Genomic DNA, 14,168 nt, shown 5'->3' on the forward strand with positions numbered 1-14,168 from the left:
AGCTATTCCTCCTGCCTTGCCTGTTTCAGGTCCTGCACGTACGCGTCCAGCCGGTCGAAGCTCTCGTTCCAGAACCGCTCGAACCCGCCGGTCCACTCGTGGATCGGTCGCAGCCCGCGGGCGTCGAGGCCGTACAGGCGCTGCTTGCCCGCCTTGCGGTCCCGCACCAGCCCGACCTCCCGGAGCACCCGCAGGTGTTTGGACGCCCCCGGCTGCGTCATCCCCAGTTCCTGGGCCAACTCGTTCACCGGCCGCTCACCCGCCCGCAGCAGCACCAGGATCTCCCGGCGCTGCGGCTCGGCGATCGCGTTGAAGACGTCCGACGTCGTCGCTGCTCGTGCCATGGGTGTCATCATATGCCCATATCGGCATGCGTCAAGCCGGAGGGAATCAGGCGTGGCTTGTCAGATGGCGATCGCGACCCTCGTCAGCGGCTACGTCGTCAGCGGCTACGGAAAACGCGTATCCGGGAGACGGCACGCGCGACGGCGGCGGGCCGTATCACCGCGATGGCGGAAATGGGGGCGGTTCCGCATGTCGACCGCCCTGGGCCGCCGTCTCCGGCGGAAGCCGGAACCTCGCCGTAATCTACGCTCATGCCGATCCGGTACGCCCTCCCGAACGACGCGGACGCCATGGCCGAGATCACCTGCGCCGCGTTCGCCGAGTTCGAGGACTTCGACGTCACCCGCGAGCAATCCGCCGCCAACTGGCGCCGGAACCTCCTCGCGGAGGCGGCTGAACGGCCTCGGCCACATCACACCAGGATCGCCGAACTGCCGGACGGGACGGTCATCGGCCTGGTCAAGGGCGGCCCGGCGGATCCAGGGCTCGGCCTTGACGCCGAGATCCTCGCCCTCGCGATCCATCCCGATCATCAGCGGCATGGCCACGGCCGCGCCCTGCTGCGGACGGTGGCGGCCGACCTGTGCGCCGACGGGTTCGGCTCGCTGGCGATCCGGGTACTGGCCGTCAACGAACGCGCCCGCCGCTTCTACACCTCCCTCGGCGGAGTCCTCGCGGGAGAGGTGCCACCCGGCGAGGTCTTCTACGCCTGGCCGGAGCTCGCGGCGCTCCTCTGACCAGCAAGCCGCCACCGGCCCACCCGGCCCGGTGCCGGGTGGGGGGCGTCGACATGCCCACCGACCCAGCCGAAGCGAACCCGCACAACCACGCGGGGCATGGGTCGCCACCAAAGTGGGAGATATGGTTCCTGGCATGTCCCGATCCTCCGAGAACCTGACCTCCCGTTCCCCTGTGACCGCGGACGACCTCGACCAGGCCGTCCTGCTTTCTGTCGATCTCCTCCGTGAGGCGCCGGCAGCGGCGTGGGACGGGAAGGCGGGTTCACTGGAATGGGACTGCTGGGAGACCGTCGAGCACCTCAGTGACGACCTGTTCGCCTATGCCGTCCAGCTCGGCCCGAGGACCCCGCCCGCCGACGGAGTCGTCCCCTTCGTCTGGCAGAGCCTGCGGCCGGGAGGTCCGGCGAACGCCGTTCACGCCGACCGTGCGGCCGGGCCGGCCGGGTTGTTGCAGGTGCTGGAGTCGTGTGGTGCCCTGCTGGTCTCCATGGTGCGGACGTCGCCACTACGGGCGCGTGCCCATCACGTCTTCGGGAAGTCGGACCCGGAGGGTTTCGCCGCGATGGGGGTGGTGGAGACCCTCGTGCACACCTACGACCTGGCCGAAGGGCTGGGTCTCGCGTGGACGCCGCCCGCCGATCTGTGCGCGCGGGCCCTCGCCCGGCTGTTCCCGGACGCACCGGACACCACCGACCCCTGGACCACGCTCCTGTGGGCCACCGGCCGCGCCGAGCTGCCCGGCCGCCCCCGCCTCACCACCTGGCGCTGGTACGGCGAACCCCGCCCATAGAACCCAGAACCCGTCGGCGCCCCCACCGGGTTGGGTAAGCCCGCACGCGTCGCCCAGCCGAACCCGTGGTAGGTAACGGGTCGCTTCGACGTGCGGGCCGGACGGGGCCAGGGTCGGTGGGCATGTCGGTGCCCCCCACCCGGCACCGGGTTGGGTGGGCCAGTAGGTGTTGCCCACCCAACCCGTGCCCCAGCTGGGACGGTGGATCGGTGGTGACCTTGGCGTGGAAGCTGTCTTTTCCCTCCGCGAAGGCGGGCTGGCGTCGTCCATCGGCCCATGTCCTGCTGAACGTACGGTTTCGCTTCGGCTGGGGTCGGTGGGCATGTCGGTGCCCCCCACCCGGCACCGGGTTGGGTGGGTCAGTAGTTGTTGCCCACCCAAACCCGTATCCCGGTTGGGGCGGTGGATCGGCGGTGACCTCGGTTCCGACCCGTACCCCGGCTGGGACGGCGGAGCAGCAGCAACCTTGGCGCGGAGGCCGTCCCTTCCCCTCCACGCGGGCGAGTCGGTGCCCCCCACCCGGCACCGGGTTCGGTGGGCCAGTAGTTGTTGCCCACCCAAACCCGTATCCCGGTTGGGATGGTGGATCGGCGGTGACCTCGGTTCCGACGCGTATCCCGGTTGGGATGGTGGATCGGCGGTAACCTCCGTCCCAACCCGTGCCCCGGCTGGGACGGCGGATCGGCAGCGACCTCGGTCTCAACCCGTGCCCCGGCTGGGACGGCGGATCGGCGGTGACCTCGGGGCGGAAAAGTCCCCCGTGGACCCTAGGTCGCCTCGATCCTGGTCAGGAAGGTGGTGACGGTGGTTTCGATGCGTTCGGGGAATTCGCCGTTGATGGCGTGCGACGCCTCCGGCCAGAGTTCGACGGTGCCGTGCCGGAGGAGGCGGCGGGCCCGTGCCGCCGCCTTGCCGGGGTTGTGGATGATGCTGCGGCCACCGATGATCACCAGTGTGGGCGCTTCGATCCCGGTGATCTGCTCGTCGGTGGGGTAGGTGGGCTGGGGAAGGGCGGTGGTGAAGTCGCGCATGCCGGAGTCGATCAGTGCGGCGACGGGATCGTCCTCGGAGGTGTCGGCGCCGCCGGCGATCCAGCTCAGCAGGCGCTGCCGGATGGCTCGGGGCAGGGGGAGCACCGCCGCCAGGGAGACGACGACGACCTTCCAGGTGATGGGGCCGAAGGTGGCGGCCGGTTCGAGCAGGACGAGCGAACGGATCCCGCCCGGCCGGTGAACGGCGAGGTTGAGCGCGGACCAGCCGCCGATCGACAGGCCCAGTATGTGGAACGCCGGTTCGGGCAGGCCGTCGATGAGTGACGCGAGCCAGGCCGCCTGGTCCTCGGAGGAGGTGAGCCGTCGGGTCTGCACGGACAGGCCCGGCTCCCCGATGAGGTCCACCGCGTACACCGGGCGGTGTTGCGCCAGGCCGGCCAGGTTGGCCTCCCACATGGGGGTGGCCGCCGTGCGACCGGGCAGCAGTAACAGCGGCACCCCGCCGGCGGGCCCGAACCGGTAGGCGCGGACGGTGCCGAAGCCGGTCGGCACGTCCAGCGTCGCGCTGGGCGCGGGCAGGCGCGCCATGGCGCGGTCATAGGCCCGCCGGTATCTGGCGTAGGCGGCGTCGTCGCGGAAGTGGCCGAGTCCGCGTGCCCTGAATGCCGCTCCGATGTTCGGTGCGATGGTGTGCACGGAGACCTCCTCGTTTACTATACGATCGTATTGTAATACCTCGGGGAGGGACGATGCCGAAACGCGTGGACCACGATGCGCGTCGTGAGGAGATCGCCAGGGCGGCGCTCCGGCTGTGCGTGCGTGAGGGCCTGGCGTCGGTGACCATCGGACGTGTCGCGGCGGAGGCCGCGATCTCCAAAAGCCTGGTCCAGTACTATTTCCCGACCAAGGAGGCACTGTTGCGGCTGGCCGCGACCACACAGCGGCGTGACATCGAGACCGCCGTCACGGCGGGCCTGCGACCGGATGATCAACCGCACATCACGCTGCGCAAGGTTCTGCTGGCCCTGGTGGGTCTCGGCAGCGAACGACTCCTGGCGAGCCACGCGTTTCTCGCTTCCGCCGTCGTGGACCCTCAGCTCCACCGGCTCTACCGCGAGGGGTCGTCCGCCGCGACCGCGGCCGTCGCGCGGCTGGTCACCGAGGCTCGCGACCCGGCCGTGACCCCCCACGCGGAGGCGGAGGCGCGCATCCTGCTGGGCGTGGCGGGAGCGCTCGCCGACGCCCGCATGCTCGGCGAGATCGGCCACGAAGAGGCCGTCGCGGTCCTCGACCTGCAGCTGAGCCGGCTCCTCGCGGGCCCGGCGTGAGTGCCACGCGGTCGTGAATGTCACGCGGTCGTGAATGTCACGCGGTCGTGAGTGCCACGCGGTCGTGAGTGCCACGCGGTCGTGCGTGTGACGCGGTCGTGCGTGTGACGCGGTCGTGAGTGTCACGCGACCGCCTCAGCGAAAACGGAAGTGCCGCCGGCCCAGACGGGCTCGGCGGCACCTGCCGGTTCCTTGAAGCGGGGAACCGGTCGAGCGGGGGAGCACCGTCCCCGGGCCGGTCAGGGCCCAGGGACGGAGCCATCGATCAGTTGCGGACGATGGTGAAGGTCGAGGTCGTGTTCTTGATGTCGACGGCGTTGTTGCTCAACGTGAGGTTGTTGAACGTGGCCGTGCCGACCGCCGGGCCCTGGCCGGGCTCGGGCAGTTCGTTCACCCAGATGCCGAACCCGGACTTGGCGTCGAACGCGTCGCCGCTCTTCTTGGCGCCGGTGATCGAGACGTTCGTGAAGATCGTGTCCTTCACGGGGAACTGCGGCTGGCCCCCGACGTAGTTCGTCTGGAACATGATGCCGCTGTAGGTCGGGTCGATGATGTCCACGTTGCTGACCCGGATGCCCTGGTACACCTTCGAGGCGGAGAAGATCCAGATTCCGGGGAAGGTCTGCTGACCCCAGAAGTGGCCGCCCGCGCGCACGATGGAGATGTTGTCGAACACGGTCGGCGGGTCGGCGCCGAAGCCGTTCATCGGGTACCCGAAGTCGAGCGAGCTGATCGTGATGCCGGAGTAGGTCAGCGTGTCCGCGATGTAGATGTTCTTGAAGGTGTTCGCGTACCCGCCGTAGACCGCGAGGCCGGCGGCGCGCCAGGGGAGGATCGCCGTCAGGTTCTCGAAGACGTTGTTCTTCTCGTCGGCACCGCCGGCGTCGATGGCCGAGAACAGCGCGAAGCTGTCGTCGCCCGTCGAGCGTGCCTCGTTGTTGCTGATCAGGTTGTCGGTGCTGCCGTTGGTCATGTTGATGCCGTCGGCGAACGTGTCACGGATGCGGGAGTTCTTGATCGTGACGTGGTCGGTGTTCGCGCCCCAGTACATGCAGACCGTGTGCTCGACCCAGATGTTGTCGATCACCATGTTGGCGACGTTGGAGAAGTTGAACACCTTGCCGGGGCCGTCGATGCGCGAGGTGTAGTTGCCGAAGTAGGCGAACCCGGAGAACGTCGAGCCGTTGGCCGAGGACTGCGAGTCGAAGCCGACGTCGGTGTTGTCCTGGGTGGTCGGCGCGAAGAAGCGCGTGTACCAGGGACCGGCGCCGATGACCTTGGTGGCCTTGCCGTAGACGTTGAACTTGCCCGTCGTCTGGTAGTCGCCGGCCGGCAGGTAGACGCCCACGAGGCTGGCGTCCTGGCGTGCCCGGTCGAGCGCGTTCTGGACGTCCTGGTGGCTGAAGCCGGTGGGGACGGCGTAGTGGGCGGTGTCGGGGTTGGCGATCGGCGACACCTGCTCGGTGTTGATGAAGTCGATCGCGTAGTTCGACGTGTTGGCGGCGTCCTTCTGCAGCCTGATCTTGGCGCCCTGCGGGACGGTGGTCCCGAGCATGACGTTGGCCTCGTCGTAGATGTGACGCGGGCCGGATCCGGGCGAGTTGTTCGGCCCGGCCTCGGCGCCGTACAGCCAGGCGTACTTGGACGTCAGGTTGATGGGCTTGAGGAAGGTGCCGTTGACGTAGATGTTCAGCGTCGAGTTGATGCCGCCGCCGCCCGAGGAGTCCGGGATGGAGAAGCGGGTGACCAGGGTGTTGGTGCTGGCCTTGGTGGTGAACTCGACGTAGCTGCCGTTGGAGTTCAGCGTGACGGCCTTGCGGCCTGAGGCCTCACCGGCGAGGTCGCCGATGTTCCGGTTGGGGCCGACGATCTGGGCGCCGCCGCCGACGACCGCGTCCTCGGCCTCGTAGCTCTCGTACGGCATGTTGGCGCCGCGGCCGACGAAGAACGGCTGGGTGCTGGTGTTGTTGGCCTGCTTGACCGGCAGCTCGTTGGCGTCGTTGGCGAGCACCGTCTTGACGGTGTACTTGCCGTTGGCGGCCGTCCAGGTGCCGAGGTTGACGGGGCTGGTGGTGGCGCCGGCGGCGATCACGCCGCTGTAGGAGCCGGTCAGCGTCCGCACGACGGTGCCCGAGTCGTTGGTGACGGTCAGCGTGATCGCGTGGGCGCCGCTCGCGGAGGCCACGGTGCCCTGGTTCTTGATCGCCACGCTGAAGGTGACGGTGTTGCCCGCCGAGGGGTTGCCCGGCGACCAGCTCGTGCCCGCGACCAGGTCGGAGGTGTCGACCGGGCGCACGATCAGCGAGGTGGCGCTGGTGTAACTGTTGTTGGTCTCGTTCTGCTCGACGACCGTGTTGCCCTCGTCGACCTTGGCGGTCAGGGGGTAGGTGCCGGCGTCACGCGGGCCGATGTTGGCCGAGACGGTGCCGGTGGCTCCGGCGGCGAGCGCGCCGAGGGAGGCGGTGCCCACCTTGGTGGTGCCCAGGTAGAAGTTGACGTTGGTGGCGCCAGACCCCGCGTTGCCGATGTTGCGCACCGTGGCCGACAGCGTGATGGCGTCGGTCTCGATCGGGGAGGTGGGGGAGGCGGTGACGCCGGTGACCGTCAGGTCCGGGTTCGGGGCGGCGGTGCCGATGGTCTGGAACTCGGCGATCTGCCCGGCGGGCGCGCCCGTGTTCGAGGTGATCTTGAGCTGGACGTCGGCGACCCTGGCGCTCACCGGGATCGTCACGGTGTTCGCGCTGGAGGGGTTGAACACGTAGGGCACCGCACCGGAGATGGTGGTGAAGCCGGTCGCGCTCTGCTCGCGCCCGAGGACCTCGATGGTCTGGGTGCGCGTGCCCCAGGAACTGTCGGGGTTCAGCTTCAGCACGATCGAGTTGAGGTCGGCGTTCGATCCGAGCTGCACCGTCAGCGTGGAGGGGTAGGCGCCGCTCGCGCCTTCCCAGTACGTGGCCACGTTGTTGTCGTTGGCGTTGGTGGGCACGAACGTGAAGACCGAGCCCGACGCGGTGATCGGCTTGCCGACGGCCAGGTTGGAGCCGCCTCCGCCGGTGCCGTTGCGGGTGACGGTGTTGCTGTTGGACGACTGCTTGCCCGAGGCGTCCTTGGCCCTGACGTAGTACGACACCGTCGCGGTGTCGGGCTGGCTGTCGGTGTAGGTCAGGACGTTGCCCGCCACGCTGCCGCGCAGGCCGTTGTTGGCGTAGATGTCGTAACCCGTGACGCCCACGTCGTCGGTGGAGGCGTTCCAGGTCAGCTTGATCTGGCCGGACGCGGGCTGGGTGAAGGCGAGGTTGCCCGGCGCGGTGGGCGCGGTGACGTCGCCGCCGGTGTCCGGCCCGTACACCTCGAACTCGGAGATCTGGCCGGCCGGCCAGCCGGTGTTGGCGGTGATGTTCAGCCGGACGTACCGGGCGCTGGCCGCCGTGAAGTTGATCGTCACGGTGTTGCTGGAGGCCGGGTTGAAGACGCGGCCCGCCGATGCGGAGAGGTCGGAGAACGACGAGCCGTTCGTGCTGCCCTGAACGGCCAGGGTCTCGGTGCGGGTGCCCCAGTCGGCGGTCGGCAGCTTGAGCACGACCTGGTTGACGCTGACCGAGGAGCCGAGGTCCACCTGGATCCACTGCGGGAAGGCGTTGTTGTTGCTCTCCCAGTAGGTGCCCTGGTTGCCGTCATTGACGTTGTTGGCCGTGTACGGGTTGTTGGAGCTGCTGGCCGAGGTGGCCTTTCCCGACGCGAGGTTGGGGCCCGCCGCGGAGGCCGGTAGCACCGGCCCCGCAAGAACGAGCAGGCCGGCCGCGGTCATGCCCGCGACCAGCCTTAAAAGTGGGTATTTCAGATTCATTGCGTTCTCTATCTCTCGGCTGGAACGACAGGGTTGAGCGGGAGTCCATGACCTCCGCCTCGCGACGCTCCGGGTGTCGCTGGGGGGTGCTGAATCTCAACGCGGAAGACGGGAAACGCTGCGACCGGAGGGTCGCCGGGCGGCGATCGACCGTGCAGTGCCGAAGCCGACATCACCTGAGGCCTCCGTGGATGGGGGCGGGGCGGGTGCACGGACGCAGTGCGTTCCAGCCAGAACTTGCGGAGAATGGAAAGAAATAGAACAGTGGTTTGCAAGAATCTTGCAGGGCGTTGGCCAAAGGTTACATATGTGCTACGGCCGCGTCAACGGTTTGGAAAGCCCGGCTTGCTATGACACGGAGCTGTTACGGCCGACCTGGACGGTCTGGCCGAATTCGGGTTCTCTGTACTCCTGGATAGCCGTTGTCCGGAAGGTCGGCGTCCTGCGCGGGCACGCTCCGCGCCCCGGATCGAGCGGTTTCCGGACCCGCCGTAACCCCGGGCGGGCCCGCCTGCGGACCGGCGGCGGGCACGGCGTCGAAGGGGGCGGCGCATCCGGGTAACGGCCGCCGCCGCGCCGCGCCGTAGGGCCGCGTATCGGTGAAACCACCAGTCGTGGCCCATGCGCCGAACCACCGCCCCCTGCCCCTTCCAGCGACGACATCCGCGCGTAACACTTGGGGACGTGTCCCTGGCCCCCAGCACCACGCAGGCACGAACCCTCCGAGGGCGGAGCGGCGAGCAGGACGCCGTGCGGCGGCTGCTGGACCGGGCCCGCGACGGCTCGGGCGGCGCGCTGCTCCTGCTCGGGGCGCCGGGAACGGGCAGGACCGCGCTGCTGGACCACGCCGCCCGCCTGGCCGGCGGGTTCACCGTGCTCCGCGCCCGAGGCGTGCCCGCCGAGTCCCACCTCGCGTTCTCCGGGTTGCACGGCCTGCTGCGCCCCGTCAGGGACGCGCCCGCCCAGCTTCCCCGCGCGCAGGCCGCCGTCCTGCGCAAGGCGCTCGACCTCGGTGTCGCCGACGGCGGCCTCGCGCTCGCCGCGGCGGTGCTCGACCTGCTGTCCGCCATGGCCGCGCGGCGGCCGGTGCTGGCCTGCGTCGACGACCTCCACCACCTCGACGCGGCCAGCCGCGAGGTGCTCCTGTTCGCCGCGCGGCGCCTGGACGGCGAGCGCGTCGCCCTGCTCCTGGCCTCGCACGACGACCGCACCGCCCCCGGCGGGATCCCCTCGCTGGTCCTCGGCCCGCTGCCGGCGGCCGCGAGCCGCGAACTGCTCGGCGACCTATCGCCGGGGCTCGGCGAGGACCTGCGGGCGGCACTGGAACGCGTCGCCCACGGCAACCCCCTCGCCCTCACCGAACTGGCCGGCTCGCTGAGCCCCGGCCAGCTCGCCGGCACCTCGCCCCCGCCCGGATCGCCGCCGCCGGGCGGCCGGCTGTGGCGCGCCCACACCGCTCGCCTCGCCGGGCTGACCGGCGAGGCCCGCCACCTGCTCCTGCTGGTCGCCGCCGACCCGTCGCTGGACACGGCCACGCTGGTCAGGGTCGCCGAGCACCCGGACGCCCTGCTGGCGCTCGAACCCGCGGAGGGCGCCGGGATCGTCCGCGCGGAAGGGGACAGGTACGCGTTCGCCGAACCGGTGATGGCCTCGGTGGTGTACTCCGGCGCCTCGCTCGCCCGGCGGCGGGCCGCGCACCGCCTGCTGGCCGACGTCCTGGACCAGGACCACCAGCGCCTGCGGCGGGCCTGGCACCGGGCGGTCGCCCTGGATGGCCCCGCCGAGGAACTGGCCGCCGAACTGGCGGAGGCGGCGGAGGCGGCGCCCCCGCGGAGCGGCCACCCTGAGCCCTTTCTCGCCCTCGAACGGGCCGCCGAGCTCACCGGGCGCGGCGACCTCAAGGCCGCCCGCCTGGCCGCCGCCGCCCGCCACGCCTCCAGCTCGGGGCACCCGCGCCGCGCCAGGTCGCTGCTCGCCCGGCTGTCCACGCTGACGGTCGCCGAGGACATGCGGGGACAGGCCGAACTGCTGCGCGGCGACCTGGAACTGCTCGGCGGGGAGACCGGCAACGCCCACGACAGGTTCCTCGCCGCCGCCGGCTGGCTGCTGGACCGCGACCGGCCGCTCGGCGTGCGGGCGCTGGTCCGCGCCGCCGAGGCCAGTTACACCGCCGGGGACAACCGGGGGTTCCTCGCCATCGCGCGCAGGGCCGCGGCGGTGCGCCGCCCGGACGAGGGCCCGGCCGCGGAGCTGATGTTCGAGTACCTGGCCGGGGTGGCGGCCACCTTCAGGGGGCGGCACACCGAGGCCGCGACCCCCCTGCACCAGGTCCTGCGCCTGGCGCCCGCCGCGCACGGCCCGGCCATGCTGGTGTGGGCGGGCGCCGCCAGCCTGCTGCTCGGCCAGGAGGCCAACGCCCTCATGCTGGCCACCCGGGCCGTCGACATCGCGCGCGGCAGGGGAGGCGCCTCGGCACTGCCGCAACTGCTGGAGTCGGTCATCCAGGCGGAGATCTGGATGGGCAGGTACGCCTCGGTCGCCGACAACGCGGTCGAGGGCCTGCGGCTCGCCCAGGAGACCGGCCAGCTCAACACCGCCGGACACCACCTGGCCTGGCTCGCGCTCACCGCCGCCGTCCTCGGCGACGAGGAGACCTGCCGCGTCCGCGCCACCGCCGCGCTCGAACTCGCCGACGCCCACGGCCTCGGCGTCGTCGGCGCCCTCGGCAACTGGGCGCTGGCCCACCTCGACCTCGCTGCGGGACGCGTCGCGGACGCCGCGGGCCGGCTGCGCGCCCAGCGCAGGAACGGCCATGTCGTGGTGCGCGTCATGGCCACCCCCATCTTCATCGAGGCCGCGGCGCGCACGGGGGACCGTGAGCAGGCCGGGTCCGCGCTGCGGGTGCTCGACCGCTGGGTGGCCAGCACCCGCAGCCCCGACCGCCTGGCGCTCGCGGCGCGGTGCCACGCGCTGCTCGCCGGGCCCGGCGAGGCCGAGGAACTGTTCCGCCACGCCCTGGACCTGCACCTTCGTGGGACCTGCGAGTTCGAGACGGCACGCACCCAGCTCCTGTACGGCAGCGCGCTCCGCCGCGACCGGCGCCCCGGCGCGGCCAGGGAACACCTGCACAGCGCGCTGGAGACGTTCGAACGGTTCGGGGCCCGCCTGTGGGTCGGCCAGGCGCGGGGCGAGCTGCGCGCGGCCGGGCAGACCGTGCGGTCCACGTGCGCCACCAGGCCCGAACAGGCCGCCGGACCGGCCGCGCGCACCGGGCGGGCCGCAAGGTCGGACAAGTCCGAGCAGCTCACGGCGCAGCAGCACCAGATCGCGCGGATGGTCGCCGAGGGCGCCACCAACCGGGAGGTGGCCGCGCAGCTCTTCCTCAGCCCGCGCACCGTCGAGCACCACCTCCGCAACGTCTTCGCCAAACTCGGCGTCCGCTCCCGCGTGGAACTCGCCCGCCTCCTGTCCTGACCGCCCACCTGCCGGTCCGGCGTATCCCTTGCGTCACCCCGTCATCAGAAGACCGGTGATTTCGCCGATGCGTGGGTGACCGGGCGAATTGACAATTGCGGCAGTCCGCAGTCATGAGGAACCACCCGCCAGCGCTCACCGGCGCCGCCCCGCACACCGGGCGGCACGAGCGGTGGGCCCCCGCGTGGTCCCTCCCACCCGAGCAGCAGGGAGCACAACAGCGTGCACATCCTCTCCCTTTCCCCCGGTCCCCTGGACGCCCGCCGCCGAGGCGGCCGCATGATCGCCAAGGTCTGCCTGGCCCTGGCCCTGACCGGCGGCGGTGTCGTCCTCGGCCCGGGCGCCCAGGCCGCCGCCGGGCCGTACGAGCGCGGCCCCGCGCCGACCAACGCGAGCATCGAGGCGTCCCGAGGCCCCTTCGCCACGGCGCAGACGTCGGTCTCCTCCGCCGTCAGCGGGTTCGGCGGCGGCACCATCTACTACCCGACCGACACCAGCCAGGGGACGTTCGGCGCCATCGCCATCGCCCCCGGGTACACCGCCCGGTGGTCCAGCCTGAGCTGGCTCGGCCCCCGCCTCGCGTCCCAGGGCTTCGTGGTGTTCGGCATCGAGACCACCACCATCTACGACCAGCCCGACAGCCGGGGGCGCCAGCTCCTGGCCGCGCTCGACTACCTGACCCAGAGCAGCTCCGTACGGAGCCGCATCGACACCGGGCGGCTGGCCGTCGCCGGGCACTCCATGGGCGGCGGCGGCACGCTCGCCGCGGCGAACTCGCGGCCGTCGCTGCAGGCGGCCATCCCGCTCGCGCCGTGGAACACCGTCAAGAGCTGGTCGGGCGTCCGCGTGCCGACGATGATCATCGGTGGCGAATCCGACACCGTCGCCCCGGTCGCCACGCACTCCCAGCCGTTCTACACCAGCATCCCCGCGTCGTCGGAGAAGGCGTACATGGAGCTCAACAACGCCTCGCACTTCTTCCCGCAGACGGCCAACACCACGATGGCCAAGTACATGATCTCGTGGATGAAGCGGTACATCGACGACGACACCCGCTACGACCAGTTCCTCTGCCCGGCGCCGTCGGGCTCGGCGATCGAGGAGTACCGCGACACCTGCCCGAACTCCTGACGACCCGCACGACCCGGCACGCGATGGCGGCCGCCCCGGGGCGGCCGCCATCGGCTTCGGGTCACCGGCCGGCGAACACGCGCGGGGTGCGGTCCCGCCACGGCATGGCCTCCTCCAGCCGCGCCGCGACCCGCAGCAGCAGGTCCTCGCGCCCGTACGGGGCGACGAGCTGTACCCCGATCGGCAGCCCGCCGCGGCTCTGCCCGAGCGGCAGGCTGATCGCGGGCTGGCCGGCGAGGTTGAACACCGCCGTGAACGGCCCGTAGTCGAACAGCGACTCCAGCCAGCTCGTCACGCTGTGCCCGGGGTCGTTGTACCGCAGGGTGCCGTGCGGCGCCGGGAGCCGCCCGAGGGTCGGGGTGACCAGCACGTCGTACCCGGTGAAGAACCGGCCCACGGACCTGCTCACCTGGTTCTGCGCGTCGAACGCGCCCAGCAGGCGGTACACGCCGAGTTCCTTCGTCTCCTCGAAGGCCCTCAGGGTGACCGCCTCCACCAGGTCGGGGTCCGGCGGGGTGAGCGCGCTGAGCAGCGGAGCGGCGACGGCGACCATCGCGAACGGGACCATGGCCCGCATGACGGCGCCATGGTCGACCACCGGGCTCGCCTCGGTGACCAGGTGCCCCATCTCCGCCAGCGTCCGGCCGGTCCGCTCCGCCGCCTCCGCGACCTCGGGGTCCACCGCCGAACCCGACCACGACTCCGTGGTCACGGCCACCCGCAGCCGCCCCGGATCGGCCCCCACCTCCTCGGCGTACGGGCGCGACGGCGGCGGCGCGGTGTACTTGTCGCCCGGCGCCAGCCCCTGGATCGCGTCGAGGTAGTGCGCGGTGTCGCGGACGGTGCGGGACAGCCCCGACTCGATCGAGATCCCGAAGAGCGCCTCGGCCACGTCGGGCCCGCACGGCGTGCGGCCCCGGCTCGGTTTCAGGCCGACCAGCCCGCAGCACGAGGCGGGGATCCGCAGGGAGCCCGCCCCGTCGCTGCCATGCGCGAGCGGCACCGCGCCCGAGGCGACCAGGGCGGCGGCGCCCCCGCTGGAGCCGCCGACCCCCCGCCCCGGATCCCAGGGATTCAGCGTCGGCCCGTAGCGGACCGACTCGGTGGAAAAGCTGATCATCATCTCCGGCACGGTGGTCATCCCCAGGGTGACCAGGCCAGCGGCCCGCAGCCGCGTCATCAGGTCGGTGTCATGCGCGGCGACGGCGCCCCGCACGCTCCGGCTGCCGCAGAAGAACGGCACCCCCTCGGCCACCGGGCCGTTGTCCTTGATCAGAAACGGCACCCCCGCGAGCGGCCCGTCGACGGAATGCTCAAGGGCCGGCGAGAACAAGGGGACCGCCAGCCCGTTGACCTCGGCGTTCGCCGCCTCCAATGCCTCACGCGCCACCGCCTCGACCTCGGCGGCGTCCACTTTGCCCGTGGCCATCAACTCACGGAGCCCCACGGCGTCGTGGCTCGCGTACTCGTGCGTCTCCATATGCTCCCTCTCCGTTCCCACCCGGCCTCACGTGCCTGCCG

The 14,168-nt window shown here is 71.4% G+C and carries 9 protein-coding genes; 5 read left to right on the forward strand and 4 right to left on the reverse strand.

Annotated elements, in window-relative coordinates; all coding sequences use genetic code 11:
- Positions 1-2: 2 nt before the first annotated feature.
- Positions 3-344 carry an ArsR/SmtB family transcription factor gene (locus NYZ98_RS03345; protein WP_262840954.1) on the reverse strand — a complete coding sequence of 114 codons (342 nt, stop codon included), beginning with the start codon at positions 342-344 and terminating at the stop codon, positions 3-5.
- Between the two features lie 252 nt (positions 345-596).
- Here NYZ98_RS03345 and NYZ98_RS03350 point away from each other — a divergent pair, with 252 nt between their 5' ends.
- Both NYZ98_RS03350 and NYZ98_RS03355 read left to right on the forward strand, forming a co-directional pair.
- Positions 597-1,082 carry a GNAT family N-acetyltransferase gene (locus NYZ98_RS03350; protein ID WP_262840955.1) on the forward strand — a complete coding sequence of 162 codons (486 nt, stop codon included), beginning with the start codon at positions 597-599 and terminating at the stop codon, positions 1,080-1,082.
- Positions 1,083-1,218: 136 nt separating this feature from the next.
- Positions 1,219-1,875, forward strand: coding sequence for a hypothetical protein (locus NYZ98_RS03355; RefSeq protein WP_262840956.1), 657 nt, complete (start codon positions 1,219-1,221; stop codon positions 1,873-1,875).
- A gap of 767 nt (positions 1,876-2,642) precedes the next feature.
- On the opposite strand, the gene NYZ98_RS03360 is transcribed toward NYZ98_RS03355, so the two are convergent.
- Positions 2,643-3,563: an alpha/beta fold hydrolase gene (locus tag NYZ98_RS03360; protein ID WP_262840957.1), complete on the reverse strand. Its 921-nt coding sequence runs from the start codon at positions 3,561-3,563 to the stop codon at positions 2,643-2,645.
- Between the two features lie 53 nt (positions 3,564-3,616).
- On the opposite strand from NYZ98_RS03360, the gene NYZ98_RS03365 reads away from it, so the two are divergent.
- Entirely contained in the window at positions 3,617-4,195 is a 579-nt protein-coding gene (locus tag NYZ98_RS03365) for a TetR/AcrR family transcriptional regulator (RefSeq protein ID WP_262840958.1), read from the forward strand.
- Positions 4,196-4,460: 265 nt separating this feature from the next.
- Here the strand turns inward: NYZ98_RS03365 and NYZ98_RS03370 are convergent, their stop codons facing one another.
- Complete coding sequence (locus NYZ98_RS03370) at positions 4,461-8,003, reverse strand: discoidin domain-containing protein (protein WP_262840959.1); 3,543 nt, start codon at positions 8,001-8,003, stop codon at positions 4,461-4,463.
- A 723-nt stretch (positions 8,004-8,726) separates the two neighbouring features.
- Here NYZ98_RS03370 and NYZ98_RS03375 point away from each other — a divergent pair.
- Complete coding sequence (locus tag NYZ98_RS03375) at positions 8,727-11,516, forward strand: helix-turn-helix transcriptional regulator (protein WP_262840960.1); 2,790 nt, start codon at positions 8,727-8,729, stop codon at positions 11,514-11,516.
- A 279-nt stretch (positions 11,517-11,795) separates the two neighbouring features.
- The gene (locus NYZ98_RS03380) at positions 11,796-12,647 is read left to right on the forward strand and encodes an alpha/beta hydrolase family protein (RefSeq protein ID WP_262841096.1); all 852 of its coding nucleotides are present in this window, start codon (positions 11,796-11,798) and stop codon (positions 12,645-12,647) included.
- A gap of 61 nt (positions 12,648-12,708) precedes the next feature.
- Here the strand turns inward: NYZ98_RS03380 and NYZ98_RS03385 are convergent, their stop codons facing one another.
- A complete protein-coding gene (locus tag NYZ98_RS03385; protein WP_262840961.1) occupies positions 12,709-14,127 on the reverse strand; it encodes an amidase in 1,419 nt (472 codons plus the stop codon).
- Positions 14,128-14,168 lie beyond the last annotated feature (41 nt).

The sequence above is a fragment of the Sphaerisporangium corydalis genome, from assembly GCF_025506355.1.
GTDB classification, from domain to species: Bacteria; Actinomycetota; Actinomycetes; order Streptosporangiales; family Streptosporangiaceae; genus Sphaerisporangium; species Sphaerisporangium corydalis.